26 protein-coding genes and 2 pseudogenes are annotated in these 25,540 nt (G+C 71.5%); 11 read left to right on the forward strand and 17 right to left on the reverse strand.

What is annotated here, in order from left to right:
* Positions 1-13 precede the first annotated feature (13 nt).
* From HS104_14670 to HS104_14690, 5 genes are all read right to left on the reverse strand, one after another.
* Positions 14-430 (reverse strand): hypothetical protein, encoded by a 417-nt coding sequence (locus tag HS104_14670; GenBank protein ID MBE7481211.1) that lies wholly within the window; start codon positions 428-430, stop codon positions 14-16.
* Between the two features lie 22 nt (positions 431-452).
* On the reverse strand, positions 453-638 hold the full coding sequence (locus HS104_14675) for a hypothetical protein (protein ID MBE7481212.1): 186 nt from the start codon (positions 636-638) through the stop codon (positions 453-455).
* Positions 639-643: 5 nt separating this feature from the next.
* Positions 644-1,576, reverse strand: a complete 933-nt coding sequence (locus HS104_14680) for an ABC transporter permease subunit (GenBank protein MBE7481213.1) — start codon at positions 1,574-1,576, stop codon at positions 644-646.
* Positions 1,577-1,631: 55 nt separating this feature from the next.
* Entirely contained in the window at positions 1,632-2,135 is a 504-nt protein-coding gene (locus tag HS104_14685) for an SRPBCC family protein (protein ID MBE7481214.1), read from the reverse strand.
* 506 nt (positions 2,136-2,641) lie between these two features.
* On the reverse strand, positions 2,642-4,414 hold the full coding sequence (locus HS104_14690) for a hypothetical protein (GenBank protein MBE7481215.1): 1,773 nt from the start codon (positions 4,412-4,414) through the stop codon (positions 2,642-2,644).
* A 184-nt stretch (positions 4,415-4,598) separates the two neighbouring features.
* Here HS104_14690 and HS104_14695 point away from each other — a divergent pair, with 184 nt between their 5' ends.
* From HS104_14695 to HS104_14705, 3 genes are all read left to right on the forward strand, one after another.
* Entirely contained in the window at positions 4,599-5,564 is a 966-nt protein-coding gene (locus tag HS104_14695; GenBank protein MBE7481216.1) for a hypothetical protein, read from the forward strand.
* 168 nt (positions 5,565-5,732) lie between these two features.
* Positions 5,733-5,975, forward strand: coding sequence for a sensor histidine kinase (locus HS104_14700; GenBank protein ID MBE7481217.1), 243 nt, complete (start codon positions 5,733-5,735; stop codon positions 5,973-5,975).
* Between the two features lie 63 nt (positions 5,976-6,038).
* Positions 6,039-6,413, forward strand: coding sequence for a response regulator (locus HS104_14705; GenBank protein ID MBE7481218.1), 375 nt, complete (start codon positions 6,039-6,041; stop codon positions 6,411-6,413).
* A gap of 32 nt (positions 6,414-6,445) precedes the next feature.
* Here HS104_14705 and HS104_14710 read toward each other — a convergent pair.
* The 5 genes and pseudogenes from HS104_14710 to hisF form a co-directional block, all read right to left on the reverse strand.
* A pseudogene (locus HS104_14710) lies at positions 6,446-6,827 on the reverse strand (TerB family tellurite resistance protein).
* Between the two features lie 47 nt (positions 6,828-6,874).
* Positions 6,875-7,264: a hypothetical protein gene (locus tag HS104_14715; protein ID MBE7481219.1), complete on the reverse strand. Its 390-nt coding sequence runs from the start codon at positions 7,262-7,264 to the stop codon at positions 6,875-6,877.
* Positions 7,261-7,458 (reverse strand): hypothetical protein, encoded by a 198-nt coding sequence (locus HS104_14720; GenBank protein ID MBE7481220.1) that lies wholly within the window; start codon positions 7,456-7,458, stop codon positions 7,261-7,263. The genes HS104_14715 and HS104_14720 overlap by 4 nt, the downstream gene beginning before the upstream one ends.
* The gene (locus HS104_14725; GenBank protein MBE7481221.1) at positions 7,416-9,062 is read right to left on the reverse strand and encodes a hypothetical protein; all 1,647 of its coding nucleotides are present in this window, start codon (positions 9,060-9,062) and stop codon (positions 7,416-7,418) included. The genes HS104_14720 and HS104_14725 overlap by 43 nt, the downstream gene beginning before the upstream one ends.
* A gap of 3 nt (positions 9,063-9,065) precedes the next feature.
* Positions 9,066-9,824 (reverse strand): annotated as a pseudogene (gene hisF, locus HS104_14730) (imidazole glycerol phosphate synthase subunit HisF).
* A 369-nt stretch (positions 9,825-10,193) separates the two neighbouring features.
* Between hisF and HS104_14735 the strand changes: the two are divergent.
* The 6 genes from HS104_14735 (at position 10,194) to HS104_14760 (ending at position 14,777) form a co-directional block, all read left to right on the forward strand.
* Positions 10,194-10,397 carry a hypothetical protein gene (locus HS104_14735; protein MBE7481222.1) on the forward strand — a complete coding sequence of 68 codons (204 nt, stop codon included), beginning with the start codon at positions 10,194-10,196 and terminating at the stop codon, positions 10,395-10,397.
* A 64-nt stretch (positions 10,398-10,461) separates the two neighbouring features.
* Entirely contained in the window at positions 10,462-10,755 is a 294-nt protein-coding gene (locus HS104_14740; protein ID MBE7481223.1) for a hypothetical protein, read from the forward strand.
* A 162-nt stretch (positions 10,756-10,917) separates the two neighbouring features.
* A complete protein-coding gene (locus HS104_14745) occupies positions 10,918-11,445 on the forward strand; it encodes a hypothetical protein (protein ID MBE7481224.1) in 528 nt (175 codons plus the stop codon).
* Positions 11,442-13,058, forward strand: coding sequence for a protein kinase (locus HS104_14750; protein ID MBE7481225.1), 1,617 nt, complete (start codon positions 11,442-11,444; stop codon positions 13,056-13,058). The genes HS104_14745 and HS104_14750 overlap by 4 nt, the downstream gene beginning before the upstream one ends.
* Positions 13,055-13,597, forward strand: coding sequence for a hypothetical protein (locus tag HS104_14755; protein MBE7481226.1), 543 nt, complete (start codon positions 13,055-13,057; stop codon positions 13,595-13,597). The genes HS104_14750 and HS104_14755 overlap by 4 nt, the downstream gene beginning before the upstream one ends.
* Positions 13,578-14,777, forward strand: a complete 1,200-nt coding sequence (locus HS104_14760) for a PQQ-like beta-propeller repeat protein (protein MBE7481227.1) — start codon at positions 13,578-13,580, stop codon at positions 14,775-14,777. Before HS104_14755 ends, HS104_14760 begins: the two co-directional genes overlap by 20 nt.
* Positions 14,778-14,815: 38 nt before the next feature.
* Here the strand turns inward: HS104_14760 and HS104_14765 are convergent, their stop codons facing one another.
* From HS104_14765 to HS104_14790, 6 genes are all read right to left on the reverse strand, one after another.
* Positions 14,816-15,115 carry a hypothetical protein gene (locus HS104_14765; protein MBE7481228.1) on the reverse strand — a complete coding sequence of 100 codons (300 nt, stop codon included), beginning with the start codon at positions 15,113-15,115 and terminating at the stop codon, positions 14,816-14,818.
* An 11-nt stretch (positions 15,116-15,126) separates the two neighbouring features.
* Positions 15,127-15,618 carry a hypothetical protein gene (locus HS104_14770; GenBank protein ID MBE7481229.1) on the reverse strand — a complete coding sequence of 164 codons (492 nt, stop codon included), beginning with the start codon at positions 15,616-15,618 and terminating at the stop codon, positions 15,127-15,129.
* Positions 15,619-15,735: 117 nt separating this feature from the next.
* Complete coding sequence (locus HS104_14775; protein MBE7481230.1) at positions 15,736-16,500, reverse strand: hypothetical protein; 765 nt, start codon at positions 16,498-16,500, stop codon at positions 15,736-15,738.
* On the reverse strand, positions 16,497-18,533 hold the full coding sequence (locus HS104_14780) for a hypothetical protein (GenBank protein ID MBE7481231.1): 2,037 nt from the start codon (positions 18,531-18,533) through the stop codon (positions 16,497-16,499). The genes HS104_14775 and HS104_14780 overlap by 4 nt, the downstream gene beginning before the upstream one ends.
* Positions 18,530-19,339 (reverse strand): hypothetical protein, encoded by an 810-nt coding sequence (locus HS104_14785; GenBank protein ID MBE7481232.1) that lies wholly within the window; start codon positions 19,337-19,339, stop codon positions 18,530-18,532. Before HS104_14785 ends, HS104_14780 begins: the two co-directional genes overlap by 4 nt.
* Complete coding sequence (locus tag HS104_14790) at positions 19,336-21,321, reverse strand: hypothetical protein (protein MBE7481233.1); 1,986 nt, start codon at positions 21,319-21,321, stop codon at positions 19,336-19,338. The genes HS104_14785 and HS104_14790 overlap by 4 nt, the downstream gene beginning before the upstream one ends.
* A 63-nt stretch (positions 21,322-21,384) precedes the next feature.
* Between HS104_14790 and HS104_14795 the strand changes: the two genes are divergently transcribed.
* Both HS104_14795 and HS104_14800 read left to right on the forward strand, forming a co-directional pair.
* Positions 21,385-22,497, forward strand: a complete 1,113-nt coding sequence (locus HS104_14795; protein MBE7481234.1) for a radical SAM protein — start codon at positions 21,385-21,387, stop codon at positions 22,495-22,497.
* A 10-nt stretch (positions 22,498-22,507) separates the two neighbouring features.
* Positions 22,508-24,667, forward strand: a complete 2,160-nt coding sequence (locus tag HS104_14800) for a cobalamin B12-binding domain-containing protein (GenBank protein MBE7481235.1) — start codon at positions 22,508-22,510, stop codon at positions 24,665-24,667.
* Here the strand turns inward: HS104_14800 and HS104_14805 are convergent.
* On the reverse strand, positions 24,656-25,474 hold the full coding sequence (locus HS104_14805) for a hypothetical protein (GenBank protein ID MBE7481236.1): 819 nt from the start codon (positions 25,472-25,474) through the stop codon (positions 24,656-24,658). The two genes, HS104_14800 and HS104_14805, sit on opposite strands and share 12 nt — an antisense overlap.
* Positions 25,475-25,540: the final 66 nt, after the last annotated feature.

Consider the following 25,540-nt stretch of genomic DNA (forward strand, 5'->3'; position numbering starts at 1 on the left):
GCATAGGTCCACATCAGCGCCCCGCCAGCGAGAGCAGCAGGCCGAGCTTGGCCCGCGCGAGCACGATGCGCCCGGCCGGCGTGACGCCGGAGAAGCCGACGGTGCCGAGCCCGCCGAGCGCCAGCGCGAAGCCGAGCATGAGCACCAGGATGAACGAAGTGGTCGGCGCGTCGTCGCGCACGAGCTCGGCCTTGGCGCGCGCCAGCGCGAGCTTGTCGTCGCTCGCCGCGCTCGCTTCTTCCGGCGCTCTAGAGAGCCGCGCCAGGTTCTCGTCGGCCCGGCCGAGCTCCGCCCGGTGAACCACCCAGAGGTGTCGGGTCTCGAGCGCCGCCGCCCGGACCGAGCGCCAAGCCGACTCGGCCATGCGCCGTTGGCCGGCGGCCTCGGACCCGATGGCGATGGCGATCATGCGGGCGTAGCCCCGGCGCACGTGCGGGGCCCCGGCGCGTACATCACGGCGGCGGCGCGCGCGTGGAGCAGCGCGGTGGGAGGTCGGCTTGGTTGAAGGCGGCGTCGCTCTCGCGCATGCGGCGCTCGCCCTCGTTCACCGCGCGCGCCGTCACCGCGGCGACGGCGAACACGGTGAGCATCAGCCCGACCGCCACGCTGCGCAGGATCCGAGGGACGTGGCTCGCCATGCTGCTCACAGGAAGTCGCGCCGCCGGAACACCAGGCTGGCGAAGGCGAGCAGCCCCGCCGCCCAGGCCAGCGCGGACAGCGCCGCCCAGGCGACGTACTCGCCGAGCGGCACGCCCGCCGCTTCTCCGGTCAAGAGCGGGCGAGGTGGCACGTACACCATCAGGTTCGGCACGACCTTGCTCAACGCCTCGCCAGCCGCCTGAATGGTGCGGCCGAAGACCCGGTGCGGGAGCCTGGCCAGCGTATCCGCCGAGCGTCCCACGATGAACACGCCGAAGGTGAAGACCGCCGTGAGGAACGGAGAGGAGAACGAGGCGAACAGCGTCGCGATGGCCGCGACGATGGCGACCTCGCATACGGTCAACGCCGCGGCGCCGAGGATCACGCGGCGGTCGTCCACCGCTCCGGCCGCCAGCAACCAGCCGCCGATCAACATCACCAGGGCCCAGAGGATGGGCACGTAGGTGCCGAGCCGCGGTCGCTTCCAGGCGACTAGCCCAGCCAGCGCCGCGCTGCCGACGCCCAGGCCCAGCGCCGCGGCCAGGCTGCCCCCCGCCAGGGCACCGAGCGCGCAGAGCAGCGCTCCGGCGTTGGCCGCGACGAACACGGCCAGCGTGAGCAGCGTGCCCAGGTACTTGCCGATCAGGTACTCGGAGCGACGGATGGGTCGGGCGAGGATCGGGAAGATCGTCTTCAGCTCGAGCTCGCGATACAGGCTGGTCGCGCCCAGCACGATCGCGACCACGATGGCGTAGAGCGAGATCGACGCCGAGCCCAGATCGCTCACCACGCGCAAGGTGTCACGCAGCGCGAACTGTCCCACGATCAGCGCGTAGGCCCCGGTGGCGATGGCGAGCCCGAACAGCCCGTGCAACACCCGGGCACGCACCGCTTCGCGGTAGGTGTTGAGCGAGATGACTGCGATGCGCGCCAGCATGTCTGCCGGCTCTTCTATAACCGCAGCCGGGCCCACATGGAAAGATCGCTGAGGATCACATGCCGCGCGGCGAGCCGGAGGCCTCCGTCCGGGCGAGCGCGCGGGGCTCGAGATAGTCCCGGATGTGGCGCGGCGTGCTCAGGATGACCGCCTGGATCCGGTCCTCGAAGAGCGCCCGGGTCAGCCCCGGACCGACGTCCAGGGCGACCGCGACCGTGACCAGCGTCGCCCCCGACCCGATGGGTCGGGCCCGGACGTACCCCCAAACGTCTCGGATCCCGTGAGGACGGCTCGGGTCCAGCCGGAACCTGAGCTCGCTCGCGCCTACCCGCCTGAGCGTCACGGTGTAGGTGGTCTCCACGAGTCGCGTGCCCTGGGTCAGCTCCACCCTGGCCCCACGCCGGGTGACGTCCACCAGCCGGGCGGACTTGGTGCGCGGCAGCATCTGCGGCAGCTCGCGCATGTCCCCGAGCGCCGCCAGCACCTCCGCGGGCGACGCCCGCACGACCTGGTAGGACACGCCGCCGACGTAGCGGCCCCCGGCCCGCGACAGCACCATGGGACGCGACACAGTCTCCCCGGAGAGGAGCGCCGCGCGTTCCGCCTCGCCGAAGCTCTCCGCGCGGACGCCGCGGCGCGCGATGCTGGTGGTGCGAGCCGGGTCCGGGCGCGGTCTTGGGCGCGCACCGCTTCGCTCTGGAAGCAGACGAGCCCGGCGAGCCCGAGCGCGGCGAGCCAGCGCATCGCGGTCATGCGCCCCGGAGCATACGGCATTACCCGCTCAGGGATCGACTATGAAGGCATCCAGAACCACTGCCCGGAATAGCCTGCGTAACCGTCGACTTGGACCCAGTAGCTCCCGGCGTCCAGCGTCAGATCCAGAAAGCTCCGGTCCTGGTAGTAGCCCGCCGCGCAGGCCTTGGCGACCTCCGGCCCGGGACAAGCCGTGGCGCGCGCGCGACCAGGAGCGTGTTGTACGCGCTGCCCTTCATGTCGAGCACCACGCGCTTCTTCGCCGCCAGCGTGAGCTTCAGCATCTGCTCCGGGGCGCCGCCGGGCCCCTGGCTACCGAGATCGCAACCCCCGTCGTAGTCGGCGTTGGCGTTGGCGGTGTTGCCCTGGAAAAACCCGCCCGCCGGCGGGATCTTCACCGCCGTCGCGCAGGTGTCGGAGAACGGCACCAGGATCGGCGGCGTGGCCGGGCGCGTGAAGGCGGTGAGGATGGTCGGAGCCGCATTGGCGGTTTCCATCACCACCCGGTAGCTGCCGGCGGCGACCTTGTGTGCGCGCGCGCGCACCGGCGTCTGCGCCGAAACTCCGCACGCGATCTGGTCCGACGGCGCAGCACAGGCCGGCTTCAGCAGCGACACTGCGCCGTTGTCCTCGTCGGAGATGCGACCCACGAGCAAGAGGTCGCTCGAGACCGGGAGGTTCAGGGTGTACACCGCATCGGCGGCGCCCGCGATGCAACCGAGGCTCACGTCGTCGGTGTGGCCGGCGAGCGGCACGGCGATGCTCTTGTTGGCTTCGAGGCACGGCGCCGGACGCACAGGTCTCGTCCGCCGGCTCCGCTGTCGGCGGCAAGACCTCCACCAAGACGTCGAGGTCCGTGGGCACGGTGGCCGAGACCGCGACGTAGTACTTGCCCGCCGGCAACGCGCGCGCGAAGACGTGCCCGGCCGTCGCCACGTTGCAGCCGAGCTCCTGCTTCGGATCGCTGCAGTCCGCCTTCCAGATCGCGAGCGCTGGCCTGCCGGCCCCATCCAGCGAGGTCGCCCAGACGTGGACGTCTTGCTCGGCAGCCAGCGTGACCTCGTAGACCAGCTCGCCGAGGGTCCCGCTGCAAACGCTCGACAGGTCCTCCTTGGCGTCGATCACCGAGGTCTTGACCGAGACCCCCGGCACCACTGGCTCCGCGGTTCCGCAGGTCTCGTTCACGGGCTTCTCGCTGGGCGGCATGTAGCTCACCTTCAGCGTCACGTCTGAGACCCCGGAGCCCATCACGTAGAGCGGGTAGGCCCCGGGCCCGAGGGAGCGCAGGCGGACGCGCGCCAGCATTCCGCCTTTGTCGAGCGAGTAGCCCTTGGCGCACGCCGTCTCGCTGCCCGCCACGCCGCACTGACCGAGGGCGGCCAGCGCGACCTCCCCACCGCTCACCGTCGCGATCACGTCCACGTCCTGAGGCGCTCCGGCAGGCACGACGATGGCGGCGACCACGTCTTGGTGGAGCCCCGCCGGGGCACAGCTCGCGCCGTAGTCGCTGGCGGCGGCTCCGAGCGACATCACGTATTGGCCCGACTTCTCGATCTTCAGCGCGTCGGCGCACTTGTCGTGCTTGGGCGCGCTGCAGCCCGCCTCGTCCACTGCGTTGTCGCAGTCGTCATCCCGGCCGTTGCCGCAGATCTCCAGCTGCTTGCTCGAGACGGCGGGGTCGGTGTCGTTGCAGTCTCCGCCGCCGCAGCTCCAGTCCGGATCTCCGTCGCCGTCCACGTCCCGCGGCTCGTTGATGCAGCTCTTGGTGGCCTCGACGCAGGTGTCGATGGTGCGCGTGGAGTTGTCGTCGCAGGCGACGGCCGTGCCCTCGCGACATCCGAGCTTGGGCTCGCACACCTCGAGGCCGTCGCAGAACACCTCGTCCTGGCACAGGGTGTCGTCGGGAGTGAAGCGGCAACGCCCAATGGCCTCGTCGCACTCGTCGAAGGTGCACTCGATGCCGTCGTCGCACTGCGGGTCGTCCTTGCAGGGAGGGCCCAGGGTGGGGTCGCCGCCGTCGCTCGCGTCGCCCGCCGCGTCGGCGCCGGCGTCCGCGCCCGCGTCCTCCTTGAACGGGCTCGGCACGTCCGAGCTGCCGCAAGCGACTGCGCCGAGGGCCCGAGCCAGGCGGCGACCAGGCAGCGGCGGAGGACGAGACGCAGCATCGCCCGGGCATGGTAGCGCGGACTCGGGGAGCGTTGTGTTTCGGCCGTCGGGCCGAAGCAGCGTTGGTAACGCCAGGCGGAGCGTGGCATGATGCGGACCCGCCGTGTCGCAGGAACGCCTCACCCGCCAGGAGCTGAGCTGGCTTCTGGCTCAAGAAGCGCGCGGCGCTGCCCGCGCCCTGCGCGAAGGAGTCCAGCAGCTGACCGGGCCCGTGCCCGGCCCGGCCATCGAGATCAAGACCGCCCCCGCCGTCGAGACCAACCTCGACACGCTCGACGAGGCCATCGCCCGGCTCGGCGAGCTGCAGATGGGCTCGCGCGCCGCGGCCCGACGCGGCCGCATCGACATCGGAGCGCTGGTCTGCGAGGTCGTCCCGAACGCGCGCATCGCCATGGACACTGGCTCGGGCACGGAGGTGTTCGGCGAGGAGCAAGAGCTCCGGCGGATGATCCACCTGCTGGTGAGCCAGACCAACTCGAGCCCGATGGACAGCGAGTCGGCGCGACCCGACGTCGACATCAAGCGCGATGGGGAGTGGGTGAAGATCAGCGTCGAGCTCGGACCCGACAGCTCCGCGACAGCCGAGCTCGAGCGTCGTTGGCTGAGCCGAATGGCGACACGCCACGGCGGCAGGCTCGAGCTCGAGGGAGGGACCGAGACCTTGTTCCTGCCCGCCGACCGTGCCACCGACGAGATGGCCGAGCTACGTCGCGAGCTGGAGCAAGCCCAGCAGCTCGGCGAGGCCTACGCGCGGAGCTGGCAGCGGCGTTCGCGGAGTCCTCCAACCTGCCGAGCGAGCCGAAGGCCGCGTCCGTCCCCACCGCCGCCCGGCGCCGATCGCTTGGAGCTCCTGGTCAGCACGGCCAACGCGCTGACGCGCATGATGCGCGCTTGGCTCGACCAAGCCCGCGTCGACGTGGGTGAAGTCGCTCACGCGCTGGGCGCCGAGTCCGAGCTGGGGGAGCGGCTCACCCGGCGCATCTCCGGCGCTCAGGAGCTGTTCGTCGAGCTCGAGCGGCTCTCGAACAGCCCGCTGGGGAGAGCGCGCGGAGCGCAGACCTGGTCCTGAGCTGCGCGAGCTCTTGGGCCAAGCGGAAGCCCGCGCGGCCCGGCACGCCGTCCAGATCGAGACCGACCTGCCGGCGAGCCTGGAGACGTCGACCCGGGTGGCCACCTTCTCGCTCATCGCCCGGGGCTCATCGACCACGCCATCGCCGCCACACCTCGCGGCGGGCGCGTGACGGTGCGCCTCGGGCGGACTACGCTGGGCTTTCAGCTCACGGTCGAGGACGGGGGCCCCGTAGTCCCCGCAGCGGCGCGCCCGGACGTGCTTCGCCGCCGCTCGGATCCGACGGCTCTGGGTCGACCCGAGGGCCTCTCGCTCTTGATCGCCGACGTGGCGGCGCCGCTCCTGGGCGCCAAGCTTTCCCTGGGCGAAACGCCCTCCGGTCGTTCGGTCGTCGAGCTGACGACGGGCTAGTCGAGGGCGGTGGGAGATCGCGCTTCCCAAAGGGCGCGGCCCCTGGGCTATGCTGCCCTCAGCATGCGCATACTGGTCGTCGAAGATCAGGACTCGATTCGCCGGATGATCGAGGCCTTGATTCAGGCCCGGGGCTACGAAGTCACCGCGGTCGCCAACGGCGCGAAGGCCATCGACGCCGTGATGACCCAGAGCTTCGATCTGGTCCTGCTCGACCTCATGTTGCCGGGTCAATACGACGGCTTCGAGGTCTGCCAGCGACTCAAGTCGGATCCGGCGACCCGCACCGTGCCCGTGGTGATCATCAGCGCCCTAGACGACCCGGAGTCGCGCAAGAAGGCCGCGGACGCCGGCGCCTCGGCCTACTACACCAAGCCGTTCAGCCCGATCGCGTTGCTCAAAGAGATCGAGCGCTTGAAGACGCAAGCCAGCGGTTGAGGCTCGAGCTCGGGTTTCGCTCGAAGGGCGAGTCAGAGCAAATTCAGGAAACCCTTCGCGCGCTGCGACGCGGCGTCGATGATGCCCTTGGCCTCGTGGGAGGGAATGCGGAGCTTCTCGCAGAGATCCTCCAGGAGCTTCTTCTCTTTCTCGTGCTGCTCACCGTCGATGTAGGTGAGCAGGACCGTGCTGGAGCAAGACCCGGCGATCGTCGAAGCTCATGTCGGTGAGCGGGATGTCGTCGATGGTCTTCGGCGTCTTGGCGTAGGTGCGAAGCTCGTGCGCCTCGCTGGTCGAGGCTTCGAACGCGTCGAGCAAGGCCTCGATCACCTCGAGCTCCTCGTCGGCGACACGGCCGTCGGCCCACGCCACGCTCACCAAGCCCTTGAGGATGGCCATGTTCTGGTCGTGCATGGGGCGGAGAATGGCACGCCGCCCCGGGGCGCTGCAACGCCCAAGCGCTACCTCAGCGCGACCGTGTAACGGACCAGGCCGGGCGCCTCTGCGCTGGGTGACAGCGCCTCCGCAGCGACGGGGATTCGCACCCAGCGAGCGCGGCCCGGAAGCTCGACGGTGAGCTCCGCGCCTTGCCGGCACTCGAGCCCCTCGAACACCGCATCGCTGCCGACGACGCGGCTCGGCGCGAGCACACGCTCGTCGGTGCCCGTGCGCAGGCGCGTGCGGCTGCTCAGGGGGACCTGCCGTACCGTGAGCTCGGCGCTGCAGGGCGGGACGCTTTCGCTGTCGATCGCGCTCTCGATGCGGGGCGCGGCCGCAGCGCCGTCTGCGCCCGGAGTACGAGTGGGAATGCTGCCCAGCCCGACGCCGGCGATGATCAGCGCGGCGCTCACCGCACCCGCGACGACCCGCGCGCTCGAGGCGTCGCTCGGCCGCGCTGCCGCAGCCAGCCCTCACCCACCTCGGAGACCGCGACCGGCGGCGGCGTCTCGCTGAGCTCCACCGCAGGCGGAGGCGCCGTCTGGTCCACGCCGGCCAATGCCTTCAGATCGGAGCACAGCTCGCGCTCGGTCTTGAGCTGAGCCACGCCGAACCCCGAGAGCAGCTCCTCCACGTCGCTCTTGCGCGGGGCGTAGCGCGGTGGCGCGTAGTCGTGGCGGGCGGGGCGAGCCGGCAGGGTCGCCAACTTCTCCAGCGCCGCCTGCGGCGACACGACCACCGGCAGCGGCGACAGCTCGGCCAGCGACGGCACGGGCGACGCCGGCAGCGGCGACAGCTCGGCCAGCGACGGCACGGGCGACGCCGGCAGCGGCGACAGCTCGGCCAGCTCCAGCGCGGGCGACGCCGGCAGCGGCGACAGCTCGGCCAGGGACCGCACCGGCGACGCCTCGGGCTCGGGCAGCTCCGGCTCAGGCGCAGCCGACGGCTCGACCGCCTCCGGCGCCCCTGCGCTGCCGCCGCCTGCGCTTCGCTCGGCTCCACCTGCGCCTGCGCTGCCGCAGCGGCGACCGGCGCCGCCTCCGCCTGGGCTGCCTCAGCCGCGAGCGGCGGGTCGAGCGTCTCGAGCCCATCGACGGGATCCGGCGACTCCACGAACGCGCGTGTGACCTCCGCGAGCGCGCGGGCGATTTCGGCGGCCTCGTCCTCTTCGTCGATCACCCGCGGCATGCGCTCGGTCGCATCGTCTCCCACCAGCACCAGCACGCCGGGCGTCGGCTCCGACACCTCGAGGGGTGGGAGCGGCGCCGCGGCCTGCACCGCCAGGCGCGACCCGAGAACAGGCGTGTGGGCATCGCTGCGGGCGACGGGCTCGCTCGGCCCGAGCGGCCGAGGTGTGACCAGCGGCTGGGGCACGGTGACCGGCTCGGGTAAAGCGGCCACCCGGGCGGGAGGCGCCTCCTCACTCGGCGGGACTTCGAGATCGGGCACGACGGGAACTGTCCTCGCCGGCGCCTCTGGCTCGAGCTCCTCCACGTAGACCGGAATGGCCGTGTAGAGCTCGTCGTCGGAGGCCGGCGCCTGAGCCGGCCACTCGACATCGACCACTGCGACCGAGTCCGGAGTGAGCCAGCTCCGCTCCCCGGCGCCGATCGGCGGCGGGCTGCTGTCGCGGGTCAAGACCGAAGGCAGCTCGATGCTCTCGGTCGGCTCTTTCGGCGCGGGCGCGCTCTCGGCTCGCGGTGCCGGAGCCGGCTCCGGAGCGGCAGGGGGCGGCACCGACTGCCGTGCTGCCGGCTCGGGGCTCCGTCGCGGGGGCTGCCAGGGCGCGAGGCGCCCGGCCTGGCGCGCGCGCTCGACGTCCCGGTGCAGGCGTGTGAGCGCGCGGCGCGCCGCGGCGCGGTTCACGGGCACCAGCGCGATCTCGATCTCGCGGATCAGCGCGTCCACGCCAGCGGCAGGCGACTTGTGCGCGGCGCGGAACAAACCCGGCGTCACGCTGCTCGACTCGAGCAGTAGCAGGCCGAGCATCTCGCGCAGCGTCCGCTCCGCTGCGACGTCCTCGACCGGGGTCCCACCGGCGATGCGCACCTGCCCTTCCTCGGAGAGCGAGACGTCCGAGAAGCCGAGGCAGCGCGGGGCGCCCGCGATCTGATCGGCCGTCGCCAGCACCAGATAGCCGGCAACCTCCGCGGCCAGGGACGCGCTCCGCGCGTGTGCCGCGCTCATGATCTCGTGCAGTTTGACGCTCATGCGTTACCTCCGCGTACCAGCACGCCGTGAGCGCGAAGGAACTCCTTCGCCTCGTCGATCGATGTGAACGCCGTCGTGAAAGATCGAAGCAGCCAGCGCGGCGTCGGCGCCGCCGAGAGACAGACCCTCGAGCATGTGTTCGAGCGTACCCACACCGCCGGAGGCGATCACCGGCACGGTCACGGCGTCCACCACGGCGCGCAGCAGCTCGAGGTCGTAGCCCCGCCGCGTCCCGTCGCGGTCCATGCTGGTGAGTAGGATCTCGCCCGCTCCGAGCTCCACCGAGCGCGTGGCCCACGCTACGGCGTCGAGCCCGGTCGGGGTCCGGCCACCGTGCGTGAACACCTCGAAGCCCCGTCGGCGCGCCGCTTGGCGTCGATGGCGACGACCAGCGCCTGCGAGCCCCAGGCGTCGGCGATTTCACCGACCAGCTCCGGTCGCTCCACCGCACGCGTGTTGACGCTGACTTTGTCGGCCCCGGCGTGGAGCAAGTCGCGCACGTCTTCCGCCGCGCTCACGCCCCCGCCGACGGTGAGCGGGGAGAACACCACGTCGGCCGTGTGCTCGACCACGGACAAGAGCGCGCGGCGCCCTTCATGGGACGCCGTGATGTCCAGGAAGGTGATCTCGTCGGCCCCGCCGCGTCGTATCGGCGCGCGCACTCCACCGGGTCGCCGGCGTCCCGAATGCCGACGAAGTTCACGCCCTTGACCACCCGTCCGTCGCGGACGTCCAGGCGGGGATGATGCGCTTGGCGAGCATGGGCGATCTGAAGCCCCATACCGGACCGGCCGAAATCTGGACAAAGACCTTGCGGACGCGGGGTGGTCCTCCGCCGGAGCCAGCCCCCGATTCGGCTATAGTGCCGCCCGATGGCCGCGTGTGCGCGCTGCGGAGCCGTGCCCGAGCCCGGGGCGACGGTCTGCCCGAGCTGCGGGGCAGCCGCGGACGGCGTGCGCGCCACGGCCCCCCTCGGCAGCGACGGTGAGCCGCGGCTCGGCAGCGGCACGCTGGTCCTGGGCAGCGGCGTCCCCATCGACGCTCCGCTCCCCGCTGCTTCGCCCCCGAAGCCCGTGCCCGAGCCAGAAAGCGCGCGGCCACGCCGGCACCAGCCCGGCCGAACCCCTGCGGGTGCGCCAGCGCCTGCGGGTCGAGCGCCCGCCCGAGCCCGCCCGGCTGGCGGAGACGCCGCCCCCGCCCAGGACGCGTCGCCTGCCGTGGGCGCTCTGGCTCGGCGTCCCGGTGCTCGTGCTCGGGGGCCTGGTGCTGGTCTCGACCCTCTCCCGGCGACGGAGCGTCGCCGCCGAAGCGCGCTTCGACCCCGGGGCGGCCTGAGCTTCACCTGAGCTGCCCCAGCTGCCCGGACGGTACCTCGCTCACATTGGGCGAGGCCAGCGCCGTGACCCGCGACGGACACGCGGTCCTCGCGCTTCCTCCGCCGCTCAGCCTCGGCCGACAGCGTTCGACGCTGGAGGTGAAGGAGCCCGGGCAGAGCCGCGCCAGGCGCGAGGAGCTCGACTACGAGGTGGACTTCGTCGTCAGCGCCGACCAGCGCGGCCTCGGGCACCCCGAGCCGAAATTGGCGCTGGTCTTCGATGCGAAGCCGGAGGTGTCGTTCGTCGTGGACGGACGCGTCGTCGCGCCGAGCCCGAACGGGATCCGTCGCTACGAGCTCGGCGTGCGGCAGAGCTGACCGGGCCGGCGAAGCAGCCGACCACGCTACGGAAGAAGATCCCTACCTGATCAAGCGCCCGACCGGCGAGAGCATCAGGGGGGAAATCGAGCTGGTGGTCCCTGTCGTCCCCCTCAGCGTGGACGCCCCGGCGAGAGCATCGTCATCGAGGGCTCGAGCTTCGTGCTCGCAGGCGCGACCGAGCGCGATGGTCTGGTCACGGTGGAGGGGCGACCGATCACGGTGGACCCGAGTGGTCGCTTCGCCCAGCTGATGAGCGTGTCGGCCATCGGCGACACCACAGTGAGCGTCCGCGCTTCGGCACCAGGCAGAGCCCCGCGCTTCTTCCCGATCCGGGTGAAGCGCGTGGCCAGCCTGGCGGCCGAAGCCGCGCTGTTCGAGCGCCGGGCCCAGGGCTCCTACGCCGCCATCGCCGACGCAACGGAGCAGAAGGTCGGGTGGGCGGTGGTGCTGGAGGGCAAGCTCACCGAGGTGAAGTCCGACGGCTACGCGAGCTCGCTCTTGCTCGACGTCGACAAGGGATGCCGCGAGCCTCCTTGCTTGGTCCGGCTCGCGCTGGGCGAGCGGACCAACCTCGCGCCGGGCACCGGCGTCACCGCCTACGGCTATTTGGCTGGAAAGTCAGCCGAGTCGGTCGGTGGACGCGGCCTGCCGGAAGTCCGAGTAGAGTTCCTGCGAGGCAGGCCGTGAGCGAGAGCCAGGCGCAGAAGGACGGCGAGGTCCTGGTCCCGAGCGAGGTCTCGTGCCCCTCCTGCAAGCACTCGAACGGCGCCGGATCGCGCTACTGCTCGCAGTGCGGGGTGCGCCTCGGGACTGCCTCGTTCGAGGATCTGGAAGGGCCGGCCTCCAAGCGCGTCACCGGCTTCGGCACCCTGAGCGAGGTGCGCGAGACGGCGGACCCCGATCAGCCGATCGCCGACCCGCTGATCGGGACCACGGTGGCGGGGCGCTATCGCATCATCGAGCCGCTCGGCCGCGGCGGCATGGGCGTGGTCTACCGCGTCGAGCACGCGCGCATCGGCAAGCTGATGGCGCTCAAGCTGCTCACCGGCGAGCTGGGCCGCGACCCCGAGATCGTCGCGCGCTTCAAGCGCGAGGCCCTGATGGTCAGCAAGCTCAGCCACCCGAACACCGTCCAGGTGTTCGACTTCGGCGTCGCCGAGGGCCTGACCTACCTGGCGATGGAGTACCTCCGAGGCGACGACTTGGGCCACATCGTGCGCCACTCCGGGCCGCTGGACCCGGAGCGCTGCGCCAAGATCATCATCCAGGTGTGCAGCTCGCTCGGGGAAGCGCACGGCCTCGGCATCGTGCACCGGGATCTCAAGCCGGAGAACATCTTCATCTTGAGCGGCCACTCCGACAGCGACGTGGTCAAGGTGCTGGATTTCGGCCTGGCCAAGCTCAGGGAATCGCCGGAGCTCGGCGAGGTGACCTCCCGCGGCGCCATCGTGGGTACGCCCTACTACATGTCCCCGGAGCAGATCCGCGGCGAAGCCGCTGACCCCCGGAGCGACATCTACTCGCTCGGCGCGCTGATGTACGCCGTCATCACCGGTGAGCCGGTGTTCGACGCACCGAGGCCGATGGGCGTCTTGACCAAGCACCTGACGGACCTGCCGGTCTCACCCAGCGCGAAGTTCCCTCAGCTGAACATTCCGAAAGGGATCAGCGGCGTCATCATGCGGGCGTTGGAGAAAGACCCCGCCCGCCGCTTCCAGAGCGTCACCGAGCTGCAGTTCTCCCTGATCAGCGAGCTCAGGACGCAGGGCGCCACCAACAGCGTGGAGATCTTGCTCGACTCCGGCCAGATGCACGCGCTCACCCGCAGCGCCGACGACGCCGCCACCCGCGACGAGGTCGAGCGCTACGAGCGGAAGCTGCGACGCCGCGGCCTGTACTACTGGGCGCTGGTGGCCGCGGTGCTCGTCGCCGTGCCGCTCGGCGCGTGGGCGTTCCTGGTGAAGAGCGCGCAAAGCGAGGGCTTCGACGGACGCGAGCGCGAGCCGAACAACGCCGCCAGCGAGGCCAATCCCGTGCCCTTCGGCGAGACGGTCCGCGGCCAGATCGCCCGCCGCCTGGATCCCGAGCGCAGCGATCGAGACTTCTACCGCGTGCGCATCCCCAAGGACGCGGGCCACGTCAGCGTGAAGACGACCGGGCTGCCCAACATGGCCCTCTGCACCTACGTGTACCGCGTCGGGCTCGAGACGCCGCTCGGGCGCTACTGCACCGGAGCCGCCGGGCGCCCGCTCCGGGTCTCGGCCTCGAGCTCGAACCGGGCGAGCACTTGTTCGCCGTGATGCAGGACCGCGACTCCCAGCTGGAACCCGGCACCCAATTGCCGGTTCAGGAGAACGTCTCGGACGCCTACGAGCTCACGGTCGGCCTCGCCGATCTCTCGCCCGGAGCGGAGACCGAGCCGAACGACACGCCGCGCGATGGTGCCCGCATCGCCCCGGGCGCGGAGTTTCGCGGACGCCTCGACTGGCTTCGAGACGTGGACTACGTGTGCACCGAATCGGGGACGGGTAACGTGCGCTTCGTGGTCGAGGACTCGCCGACGTTGCCTCGGCTGCGCCACGCCGTGCTCCAGGCCACGCCCCACGGTGGCGCCTCCGATGGCATTCCGGTGCGCCTGCACCGCCGTGGCACCAAGCTCCCTGCCGACACCAAGCACGACGTCGCCGGCGCCTGGCAGAGCGCGCCGATCCCGCGCGGCCTGGCCGAAGCGTGCGTGAAGCTCGAGCTCGTGCCGAATCCCCACGCCCCTTTGCCACACCCCGCGGTCGCGCCGTCGGGTGACGAGGAGTACACGGTCCGTGTCGAAGTCAGCCCGTAGCGCCCTCCTGGCGTCGCTCTGCTCTGCGGCCCTGTTCTGGTTCGCGAGCGCGCGAGCCGAGCGCATCGACCCGACCTTCCCGGTGCGCCGCGTGGTCGGGGCGCCGGCGGGCGCGCAGCCGATGGCCCGGGTGGACGCCGCACGCACCGGCAGAGCCCGGCACAGCCTGCCCGCCGCTCCCCGCGTGCTCTGGCGCGCGCGCGTCACCAGTGGGCTCGATCTGCCTCTCGCGGTGGACGGCCGCGGCCACGTGGTCGCCGCGAGCCCCATGTCGCTCCTGGTGGAGCTCGACGCACAGGGCAAGCTGGTGTGGAGCTCGAAGACTGGCAATGCTGTGCCCGTCCAGGGACCGATCATCACTACCAACGGCACGCGCGTGGTGCTGACCTCGAGCGGCGAGCTGTGGGGCGTGGGTCCGAGCGGCACGCTGCGCTTGCGCCGCACGCTGCCGACCGGCAGCGTCCGCGGCGCCGCGCCACCCCTCGCCACGCGCGATGGCGGCCTGGTGCTGGCGGTCACCGGACTGCTCTTGCGCCTGGACGCGAGCGGCGACGTGTTGGCGCGGGCCAAGCAAGCGGACGCGCCGATCTCGTTGCTCGAGCACGGCTCGGGCACGCTGATCGTGACTGAGAAGGGCGACGTGCTCGAATGGCGACCGCCGGGAGAGCCGACCAAGCTCGGGAGCTTTGGCGGACGCGTGGACGAGGGAGCAGCGCTGTCGAGCCCGAACCACGTCACCGCCATCGTCGATCACGAACGCCTGGTGGACTTCAAGCTCTCGGCGAAGACTCGCCACATCCGGCTCGACTCGACCGACCACCTGCAAGGGCCACCGGCCATCCTGGCGAATGGCGAGACGCGCGTCGCCTCCTTCTCCGGGCTGCTCCTCGGCCACGACCGCACGGGCATCGAGACGGCGCGGGCGGCCCTCGAGCCGAGCGGCGGAGCGGGGTTGCCCAGCGTGCCGGGCCTCTTCCTACCGCCGCCGTTGATCGTGGACGACAGAGGTCGGGTTGCCTACGTGCGCCCTGGGCTCGACGCCGGGGTGGTGCTCGAGACCGGGGAGCAGAAGCTCGCGGCCGGCGCCGCCTGCGGCGACCCAGGCTCGCTGGCGCCCGCCGGCAAGCACCGCTTCGTGGTCGCCTGCCGCTCCGGGTTGATCCTGATGCTCGGTCAGTGACGGCCCGGCCGAGCGCTCCGCCGCGTCGCGGGGAAACTCTAGTGATACAGCGCGGTGAACAGGATCGAGAAGCCGAAGCTCGTCGCCTTCTCCTCGCTGGTGTCACCCAGCACCTCGATCTCGCGCTTGCCGCTCGTCGCGATGAAGCGCACGTAGCCGCCCAGCGACCAGTCGGGCGAAATCCAGGCGTCGTAGCCGGTGAAGAGCGCGACGCCGCCACCGTTGTAGGGTTTCTCGTCGATGTCGCTGTCGCTGTCCTTCGGCTTGATGCTGAAGGTCGAGAAGCCGACGGCACCGCCCAGGTGAAACCCGCCACGCGAGTCGAAGAACACGTCCACGAAAGGACCGATCAGCGTAGTCGAGGCGTCTCCTCCAGGTCGTTCGACGTGCCGCCGGACTCGAGACGGGGATCGCTGGCGCTCACGGCGAAGATGCCACCCCCGAGCACGAGCCCGGGCGTGGGCGTGCCGCCCATCATCAAGTCGATCCCGGCGCCAGCGCCCTTCACGCGTACGTCCGAGGTCCCCGCCTCCGACGACTCGATGCGCGTCCCCGCCCAGCCGGCACCCAGTGACATGCGCAAGTAGAAGCCGTCGTGCAGGTGGTAGCCGGGCTCGTCCTCCTCGCGCCTCGACGGCGGGGGCGGCGGCGGCGCGGCGACGTACACCCCGCCCGGCGGCGGGTAGCCGTAAGCCGGCGCGACGTAGCCGGGCGGCGGGTAGCCGGGCGGACGCGCGGGCGCAGCGCTCGGCGCGAGCGCGGCGCTCGGCGCGGGCGCAGCGCTCGGCGCAGGCGGCGCGGGCGCAGGTGGGGGCGGAGCTGGAGCCGGTGCGGGCTCCACCCCGGCGCCCGGCGCCGGCGGCGCGCGCCTTGCGCGTGCGCGAGCGAGGCCAAGCCAAGACCAGACAGCCGCCAAGACGCCGCATGCCCTGACGAGAGCGCGCCTCGGGGCGCGGCGTCAAGGCTCCGCCGGCGGGGGCCGACCGAAGCGCGTGCTCTCGTGCACCACCCGGAGTGCGCGCCGGGCTCGAGCCGCCACCTCGGCCCGGGGGGCGCCGGCTCCGATGGAGCGAGCTGCGGACGGCGGCGCCGCGCCGAGCGACGCGGCGTCGATCAGCGTGCGCTGCTCGGCGTCCTCGAACGAGCTCACCAGGAGGCAAGGCCGCTGCTCCGTGGCCGGCGCGACGCCGCGGAACTCGCACCAGCCGGAGGCGTCCGGCGCGGGGTTCGTGGCCGAGACGTCGGCCAGCGTCACGACGAACGGACTCGTGCACTGGATCAGCGACACCACCGTGAGCGTGCAGTCGCTCGACGGCGGCTTCGCCCAGAGCACGACCAACAGGTCGGAGTCACCCGGCCGCGCGGCGAACGCGAGCAGATCCGTCTCCGGCGTGAGCACGCCACACGACACTCCAGACCGGCACAGTCCCCCCGTCTCCCGGCGCAAGAGCGCCTCGCCGCCAGAGCTGATGGCGCGCCAGCCGAACTGCCCCGAGCCGCTGGTGAGCTCGAAGTCGCCGTCCACCAGGAGATTGTCCGGATCGGCGCCGCCAAACGGGTTGCGGAGCTCGACAGAGCGGATCGGCGGCCCGGCTTCGCCCACCGGCGCGTCCTCGTGGGCGTCCGCACCGGCGTCGAGCGGGCCACCGGAGGCCCCGACACGCTCGTCGGCGCCGCAGCCCGCGATGAAGGCCGAGAGCGCGAGGCCGAAACGCGCGCTCATGGCTTCAGGTTCCCCTTCACCCAGGCGAGCGCGGCTTCGAAGGGCGCGTCCTTGCCGGAGAGCAGCGAGGTCTGCGTGTGCTGCACGACGACGTCGGGCGCGATGCCGTGACCGATCAGCGCGCTGCCGTCGTCCAGGTACATGTCGCCGCTCGCGAGCTGGAAGTCGAAGCGCGACCAATAGCTGAACTGGTAGAATGACGAGAACGCCCCGGCGGTCTCGTGCGGGCCGAAGATCTTCACCTTCGGCGCGCCTTTCATGCCGTGCGGCAGCCAGTCGCTGGCGGAGCCGTCGCGGTGGATGATCAGCGCCACCGGCAGAGCTAGATCCGCCTGCTCGCTGCCGACCTCGAAGCTCGGCTGGCCCATGTCCTTGAGCTTCTGGACCCAAGCCACTGCCGCCGCGCCGCCTGCCGGTCCGACGTCGCCCGCCGCGAGGGGAAACACCGGACCCACCCCCAGCTGGGCGGGCTTTCGCACGAGCTCGGTGATGGCCTCGGGCGCGTCCATGGTGCCGCCGTTACCCGCCCGGTGATCCAGGATCACGCCCCGCGCGTTCTGCTTGAAGAACTCGTTGGCGTCGAGGAAGGACTGAGTGAGCCCCCCGGGCCCGCCGTACAGAGTGTCGAACGTCATGCCGAAGATCTTGTCGGCGGGGTCGGTGCCCAGCACCACGTCGCGCCAAGGCACGAACGGCACGTAGTGGTAGGTGCCGATCATCCCCGGGAATTGCTCTGGCGGGTTCGCCAGGTGGTACGCCGGGCGGTTGTCGCAGGCCGGCGGCTGCACGTCGCTCTCGATGGCGGTCACGCTCAGCGTCTCGACGACGTCGTTGCAGCTCGGTCCGGTTGGGCTACAGCGGATCACGCTGAAGCTCTTGGCGAAGCGCGGGAGCAGATCGCGGAGCGCCTCGACCAGCTCCGCGTCCACGTCCGGATCCGTCGCGACGTGGTGGCCGGGGTTGAAGCCGATCAGCGCGGCCGCCCAGTCCACCGGGTGCTTGCCGTCCACCGCCACCAGGCGGTCTCCCGGCACGAGCCCGAGCGCGCCCGCCGGCCCGACGTGGGACACCAGGATGTCGCTGCGTCCCGCCTGGCTCGGCCAGACCGACTGCGTGAGATCGGCCTGCCCTTCGATGAAGCACAACCCCAGGCGGCGCGCGCTGCCCTGGCCGGAGAGGGCCGAGCTCGCGGAGGTGTGCCAGTCGTGGAGCAGTCGCACGCCCCGCGAGAACGCACCCCAGTACTGCCAAGCCGTCTGGGCCTTCAGCATCTTGGCCATCTCGGCGAGGGCCGCGGGCAAATATGCCTGCCGGCTGAAGCGTCCGCCGTAGAAGTGCTCGACGCGCGAGGCCAGGTAACGAGCCACCTGGTCGCGCTGGCCTGCGTGCGGCAGCGGCGGGACGAAGCGCGCGCCTTGCCGGCAGCGTTCGGCGATGCACTGCGCCTCCGGGCCGCACACCGGATCGGACGCGCCCAGGCACGCGCCCCCCGCGTGGTACTCGCCGGCGGGCACGGCCTCGAACCCGTCGAGGTCCACCCCCGAGCCCTCCGCGCGCAGGAAGGCGCGGGTCAGATCGCGGCCAGTGACGCTGGCCGAGTTCGACGCGAGCTCGACCCAGCCGTCGCTGGTCACCCTCCCAGTCGGGAAGAGCCAGGCAGCCTCGGTGCCGCGGGCGGCGTCATCGTGCTCGAGCACCACCCGCACCCAGGCGCGCGAGTGCCGCACCCAGAGCCGGAACACGTAGGCGGCGTTCACGGGCGGCAGGCTCACGTCGATCTCGAACGGATCCTGCTGCGCGCTCACGCGCACGAAGCGTGCGCCCTCGAGGGCCAGCTCGCTGCCGTCGCCCACCGACTCCCAGCTGCACGAGCCCTCGCAGCCGATACCTTTCGGGACCTCGCTCTCGAACGACTCGGTGGCGCTCGCGTCGGCGTCGAAGTGGTGCCGCCCCTCGGCGTCGAAGCTCCCGGCGAGCACCGACTGCGCGCTCAGGGCCGCGAGGGCGCCCGCACGCCAAGCGCCGAGCTTCATCTCGCCCTCCGCTGCCAGCTCTCGAAGGCGCGCTCGGCCTGGCTCGGCTCGCGCGGCGCCGGACGCAGGGCCTGGCGGATGCGGCTGCGGGCCTGGTCGAAGCGCTCGCTCGGCGCCGCCGCGCCGGCGCTCGACACGGCGCCCTCCGGCGCGGCGCGCAGCACCGCGTCGTCGATCAGCGCCTCGCCCTCGTCGAATTGGCTCTCGACGAGCAGGCAGGTCGCCCGCTGCCGGGGCTCGGCCACCACCGTGAGCTGGCACCAACCGCTCGCGTCCGGGACCCCGTCTGCGTCCGCGAGCTCCACGTCCGGATCGGTCTGGTAGTCGCAGGCGATGAGCGCGGCGCCCACCTCCGAGCAGGCCGTGCCCGGGACCTTCACCCAGACGCTGGCCTCGACCTTCTTGCCGCCCGCTGGCGCGACGCCGATGGCGGCCACGCGCTGGTTCTGCGTGAGGTAGCCGCACTTGAGCCCGCTCTTGCACGCGGGGTCGGGGCGCACCTGCGAGAACGCGCTGTACGACACCACGATCCCCGCGTTGACCCAGCCCGCTTGCTGCGCGAACGCGGTGGACCACTCGAAGTCGCCGTCCCAGAGCAGGTTGTCGCTCGCCGCCACGTTGCCGAACGGGTTCTTCGTCGTGACCGTTCGCTTCGGCGTGACCGGGGAGGCGTCCGGCGCCGGCGCTGGCGGCGGAGCGGTCGGGCTCGCGTCCGGCGCCTCCGCCACGACGGGCTCGAAGCTCTCGTCGCTCCCGCAGGCGGCCGGGACGACGCAAGCGAGCGCGATGAAGAAGACGCGCTTCATGGCTTGAGCCCCTGACGTACCCAGGCGAGGGCAGCGTCGTACACGGTGTCCTTGCCGTCCATCAGATCCGACTGCAGCGGCAGCACGACGAAGTCCGGCTCCACGCCGTGCCCGTTGAGCATCTGCCCGCTCGAATGCAGCGTGTCCCCGACGGCGATGGAGTAGCCCATCCCGAACCAGTAGCCGAACGTCAGCAGGGTCGAGAACGCGCCCGCGGTCTGGTAGGGGCCGAACACCTTGGCCTTGGGCGCCCCCTTGAAGCCCAGGGGCAACCAGTCGCTGGCCGAGCCGTCCAGGTGGATCAAGAGCGCCACCGGCAAGGCGAGATCGGGCGCGATCCCGCCGGCCATCTCCACGGCCCCAGCGGCGGCCAGCTGCTCGAACAGCGCTTTACCGTCGGCCAAGCTCTTCGGGGGCTCCTGATCCGCGCGCTGGCGGAGCTCGAACACGTCGAGCGGCGTGGGCGTGCGGATCAGGTTCCAGAACAGCTCGGGGCCGGAGGTGGTACCGCCGAAGCCCGTGCGGTGGTCCAGGATCAGACCGCGAGCGTTGGCGCGAAAGTCCGCGATCGCCTGCTCCAGAACCGGGCCCAGGTTGCCGCCGCCACCCACGTTCAGGCTGCTCCACTGCAGGCCGTAGATGCGCTCGGTGGCGTCGCTCTCCTTGACGATGCCGCTGAAGACGCCGCCCAGCGGATGGCCTTCGCCCCCCGGCACGTGATTGACGGGGCGGTTGTCGCAGCTCGCACCGCCGCCCCCGCCTCCCGTGGAGTAGGGCAGCGACGAGATCGAGATCTCCTCCGGCGCGCTCGCGCAGGTCTTGGTCGCGGCGTCGCAGCGCAGCACCTCGATGCGATCCGCGTACGCGGAGATCAGGCGGTTCATGCGCTGCACCGCCTCCGCGTGGGTGGTGTGGTTGGACGCGGTCTCGTAGCCGAAGTCCACGCTGATCAGCGAGCGCGCCCAGAGGATGGGGTGCTGCCCGTCCACGGAGACCAGGCGATCGCCGGGCTTCAAGCCGAAGCTGTTGGTCTGACCGACGTGGGACACCAGCACGTCGAGGTAACCCGGCGTCGAGACGACGGCGCCCGGCACGTCCGCTTTGCCCTCGATGAAGCAGATGCCGATGGGGCGCGGGCTCTGGATGCTGAAGCCGGCGCTGTCGCTGCCGCGGGTGTGCCAGTCGTGCAGGCGATGGATGGCCACGCGGAACGCGCGCCAGAAGCTCCAGGCGTCGGGCGCGGTGCGCATCGACGAGATTTCCAGGCGCGCGTTGGGCAGGTCGAGCTTGCGGTTCTCGAACGGGCCGTAGAGCAGGGCGAAGCGCTGGTCCAGGTAGTCCACCAGATCGTCGCGGTACGCCGGCGGAGGCAGCGCCGGCACCCGCGCCGCGAAGTCGCGGCAACGGTTCCACATGCAGATCTGGCCGGGCGCGCACGCGCTCTTGTCCCCCGCCCCGGCGCACTCCGCGCTCGGCACCGCCGCTCCGGCGGGCGCGAGCTCGACGGCATCGACGTCCGCGCCGCTGGGCGAGAACAGACCGACGGCGAGAGACTCGACTCGGCTCACGTCCACGCTCATCGCGTGGAGCTCGAGCTCGTACCAACCGTCGCTGGTCACGCGCCCGGTCGGGTAGAAGGCCCCGAAGTCCTCGACCCGGCCGCCGAACCGCGTCTCGAGCGAGGCCACCACCTCGCCCTTCGCCCAGAGCCGGACGCGCACCGCCTGCGTCTTCGACGGCAGTGGGACCGGGACGTCAACGCCCTGGTACTGCGTCAGCTTCAAGACTCGTGCCCCGTCGAGCGCCCCGGGATCCTCCTCCCCGCCCGGCCCGGCGTCCGTCACGCTCTCGAAGCTCTCGATGTGGAGCGCCGCGGGGTCGAAGACCAGGCTGCCGTCGGGGTCGAAGCTCGCGCCGAGCGCCGGAGCTGCCCTCGCAGCGGCGAGCAACGCGAGCACGAAGGAGACCTGGGGCGCGCGCAAGGGAGCCGGTTCGTATCACGGCGTACCGCCGGGGACCAGGCTCGGTGATATACCTCGGACGACATGACCACGGCCGGGGCAGCGCGACCCAAGCTCTACAGCGTCGCCATCGAGACGACCGCGTACTGCAACCAGAAGTGCGACTACTGCTACAACGAGTGGCGCGACGACGGCGGTGCCTCGCTCGACAAGGGCGACCGCGACAAGCTCTTCGCGCGCGTCGAGAAGCTGCTCGACGCCGTGGACCTCGACCACGCCACGGTGACGGGCGGTGAGCCCTTCTCTCACCCGCGCATCTTCGAGCTATTCGACCTGCTGCGCGAGCGCGGCGTGTCCGTGCAGATCATCTCCAATGGCGGGATGGTCAACGAGACCATCGCCGCGCGCCTGGCGCCGTACCGAGTCCGCTACGTGCAGATCACGCTGAACGGCCCGGACGAAGCGCTGCACGCGGCACACGTCGGGGCCGGACACTTCGAGCGCACGCTCGGCGGCATCCGCGCGCTCCGGGCCGCCGGCGTGCCCGTGGTCGGCTGCACGGTGGTGACCAAGAAGAACGCCAGCCGGCTCGGCGAGATCCTCGAGCTCTGGAGCTCGCTCGGCGTGCGCCAGATCTCGCTTTCGCGCTTCAGCCCGGCGGGCTACGCCGCTCGACACGCCGCGCAGCTCTTGCCGAGCCGCAGCGACTTCCTGACGGCCTTCGGCCAGGCCCTGCCCTGGGCCAAGGAGCGCGGCATGACCCTGATCTGCACCATGCCCGTGCCGCCGTGTGCGATCGAGGTCGAGCAGTTCGCGCCAATCCAGTTCGGCAGCTGCGCCATCGGCACCTCGATGCAGGAGATCGCCCTGGGCCCGGACGGACGGCTCAAGAACTGTACGCTGCACAAGACCGCGCTGGGCGGGGTCGAGGACATCTTGGCGGAGGGCGTGGACGTCGCGAGCCTGCTCTCCGCGCCGGAGCTCACCGAGTACAAGCGCGAGACGCCGGAGTTCTGCCACGGCTGCTTGCACGAGAAGAGCTGCGCCGGCGGCTGCGGCGCCGCCGCGGAGTGGGTGATGGGGCACGCGCGCCGCTACCCCGATCCGTTCGTGTTCCAGCACGTTGACGACGATCTGGCCTCACGCCTGGAGACCCAGCGCCGCGACGGCAAGACGCACCTCGAAGTCATCTTGTGAGGCGCCCCGGATGGCACGCCCCGACCGACCCCGCGTGCTCTTGCTCTGGCCCGGGGGCTTGTTCTCTGGCGGCGCCAACTTCGGCGTGCCGCAGATGCTGCTCCTCGCGGCCGCCATCCGCCAGAAGACCGACGCCGTGGTCGACGTCGTCGACCTGGACATGGAGCGCGCGTTCGGCGCGGTGGACCTCGCGCGCGTCGTCTCGGGCGGCTACGACCTGGTCGGCGTCTCCTGCTACTCGTCCTACGACTACCTGAAGGTGATGGCCATCGCGGCCCGGCTGAGGGAGCTCTTGCCGCGAGCGTGGCTGGTCACCGGCGGCTACCACCCGAGCGCGCGCCCCGAAGAGTTCACGGGCGCTGACTCGCCGTTCGACTTCGTGGTGGTGGGCGACGGCGAGCGCCCCATCGCGCGCCTGGTCGAGGCGCTGGCGCAGGGCAAGCGCCCGCTGACGCGGGTCCTGGGACCGGACTCGGTGCAGGAGCCAAAGGAGCTCGTGCCCTACGACTGGTCGCTGCTCGAGCGCTACCGGCCCATCGCGCGAAAGATGGCCTCGCAAGCCGAGATCTACCTGTCTCGCGGCTGCCCGTACGACTGCTCCTTTTGCATGGAGCGCGCCAAGCGCGACGTGAGCTGGCGCGCGCTCGAGCCCCTGCAGGCGGTGGAAGAGCTGCACCGCCTCGATCGCTTCCTCGATCTGTCCCGCTGGACGTTGTTCGTGGCCGACGCGCTGTTCGGAATGAAGCGCGGCTGGCGCCGTGAGTTCCTGAGCGAGCTCGCGCGACGCCCGCTGCGCGCGCGCAAGGTCTGGCTCCTGATCCGCCTGGACCTGATCGAGAAAGAGGACATCCAGCTGATGGCCCGAGCCAACGTGGGGCCCGGCTTCGGCCTGGAGTCTGGCGACCCCGGTCAGCTCAAACGCATCCGCAAGGCGGGTAAGCTCGAGGGCTACCTGGAGAAGATGCTGACCGTGGCCGAGTGGGCGCGAGACCACGAGGTGGCGTTCGGCGCCAACATCATCGTGGGCCATCCCGGCGAGACCGAGGCCAGCCTGCGGACCAGCGCAAAGTACATGAAGAAGCTGTTCGCGGACCACCCGCGCGGCACCCACGGCTTCTTGTCGGTCGACCCGTTCCGCCTGTATCCGGGCTCGCCCATCGACGAAGAACGCGACGTCTGGGAACGCCAGACCGGCATGCGCGTCCATCGCTACCCGTGGTGGCAGGACGGCGATCAGGACTTTCTGGCCGAGTGGGTCGATCCCAGTGCCGAGCTCGACTTCCGCACGGCGAACCGGCTGCGCTTCGAGCTTTTTTCTCCCATCCTGGAGAGCATCGGCAAGCGCTTCGCCTACACGGGCCCGGCCCGTGACTACTACCTACGTGCCGTGCGCGAGCAAATCGATCTCTGTGCCCCACGCCCGCGCCTGCGCACGCTCGGTCTCTACCAGCTGTGGCGCGGACTGAACGGTGAGGTACCGGCTGAGGCTCGACGCACCGAGCTCGCAAATGACGCGGAGCTCGCGAACCTCGCGCTGAGCGCGCGCCGCGAGACGCTCGACAACAAGGGCATCGCCCGCGACGACGCCGTCACGCTCGCGCTGCTCCGCGTGCCGCGGGAGCGCTTCGTGCTCCCGGAGAACGTAGGGGAGTCCGCCGACGATCGTGCGCTGTCGCTCGGCGAGGACGGTGGCTCGACCATCTCCGCGCTCCACGCCTACGCCATCGCGTTCCGCGCGCTCGGGCTCGCCAGCGGCGACGACTTCGTCGATCTCGGCGGAGGCAGCGGCTACGGAGCCGCGCTCGCGGCGGAGGTGGTGGGCCGGACCGGCAGCGTGCTCAGCCTCGAGCTCGATCCGGCGCTGGCGGAGCAAGCGCGCGAGAACCTCGCCGACTACCCGCAGGCCCGGGTGCTCGCCGCGGACGCCCACGCCCTGAACACCTGGCGAGGAGCCCGCCGCGTGTACGCCGGCTTTGCGCTGCGAGAGATGCCGAGCGTTTGGCTCGACGCTCTCGGCGAGGGGGGCGTGTTGGTTGCGCCGGTCGGTAGCGGCTCCGATCAGCGGCTGATGCGCTTCGAGCGGCGGGGCGATGGCGTCGTCCGACAGGAGCTCGGCCCGGTGCGCTACGTGCCGGATCGGAGCGGCGCGTTGGCGGCTTCAGCCGAGTAGCTCGCTCACCAGACGCTGCTCTGCTTCGTCGAGCGAGCTCGGGTTGGTCTCCGGAGCGTTCGCGCCGAAGTGGGCCAGCCACCTCCCGTGGTCCGCGTCCCTCCCCTGGCGCCTCGCGCGAGCGGCGAGCAGGACCACGGCCATTTGCTCGACCCGGCGCTCCGCCGCTCGCGCGTGCCTCCCGACCTCCCGCACGGTCGCCTCGTGAGCGGCCTGCCAGCTCACGTGCTCGAGCGTTGGACCGAGTGCCGGGTCCGGCACTCCGACCCAGATCCGTGAGCCTCTCACCCGCCCGCGCAGGCGGAGCGAGCGCACCAGCTCGACCGTGCACTGCCCGAGCTCAGGGGCAACACCGAGCATCGCCTCGAACGAGGCAGCGCTCCGCGCCCAGTCGTGCTCGGGCGCAGGCAGCCGCTCGAAGAACGGCCGCTCGAGCTCCGCCGCGACTCGCAGGAGCTCAGGGGCCGGGCCCAGCTGGCGCAAGGTCGCGAGGAGCTCGGGCGCATCGACCTCGTCAGGACCAAGATCTGCGAGCTCCCGCGCCGCCACGACGCGCGCTCGCTCGACGTCCGCGAACAGCCAGGCCACGAGCTGGAGCCGGCTGAGCGCCTCGTGGCCCGGAGCCAGCTGGCCGAGGGCGTCGGCGTCTTCCGCCAACGTCCGGGACTCCGCGGGGCCGAGATGGCTGGCCGCGAAGCGCACCCACTCAGGGTCGTAAACCGAAGCCGCCTCGCCCGCCGAGCGGCGCACGTGCGCCAGGACGTGGAAGACCAGGTCGGCGAAGCGGGGGGGGCCGCGGAGCAGCATCGGCACTTGGGGCTCGGGTGGCATCGGACCGGCTAGCGATGGCGGGCTTGGTCGCTTATACTGGCT

Source organism: Polyangiaceae bacterium (genome assembly GCA_015075635.1).
Taxonomy (GTDB): Bacteria; Myxococcota_A; Polyangia; order Polyangiales; family Polyangiaceae; genus JADJKB01.

Coding starts and splice junctions, on each gene's coding strand:
- HS104_14675 (MBE7481212.1), bottom strand. CDS start 638: ATGGCGAGCCACGTCCCTCGGATCCTGCGCAGCGTGGCGGTCGGGCTG.
- HS104_14680 (MBE7481213.1), bottom strand. CDS start 1,576: ATGCTGGCGCGCATCGCAGTCATCTCGCTCAACACCTACCGCGAAGCG.
- HS104_14685 (MBE7481214.1), bottom strand. CDS start 2,135: ATGGTGCTGTCGCGGGCCGGGGGCCGCTACGTCGGCGGCGTGTCCTAC.
- HS104_14705 (MBE7481218.1), top strand. CDS start 6,039: ATGCGCATACTGGTCGTCGAAGATCAGGACTCGATTCGCCGGATGATC.
- HS104_14725 (MBE7481221.1), bottom strand. CDS start 9,062: ATGAGCGTCAAACTGCACGAGATCATGAGCGCGGCACACGCGCGGAGC.
- HS104_14775 (MBE7481230.1), bottom strand. CDS start 16,500: ATGAGCGCGCGTTTCGGCCTCGCGCTCTCGGCCTTCATCGCGGGCTGC.
- HS104_14780 (MBE7481231.1), bottom strand. CDS start 18,533: ATGAAGCTCGGCGCTTGGCGTGCGGGCGCCCTCGCGGCCCTGAGCGCG.
- HS104_14785 (MBE7481232.1), bottom strand. CDS start 19,339: ATGAAGCGCGTCTTCTTCATCGCGCTCGCTTGCGTCGTCCCGGCCGCC.
- HS104_14795 (MBE7481234.1), top strand. CDS start 21,385: ATGACCACGGCCGGGGCAGCGCGACCCAAGCTCTACAGCGTCGCCATC.
- HS104_14800 (MBE7481235.1), top strand. CDS start 22,508: ATGGCACGCCCCGACCGACCCCGCGTGCTCTTGCTCTGGCCCGGGGGC.
- HS104_14805 (MBE7481236.1), bottom strand. CDS start 25,474: ATGCTGCTCCGCGGCCCCCCCCGCTTCGCCGACCTGGTCTTCCACGTC.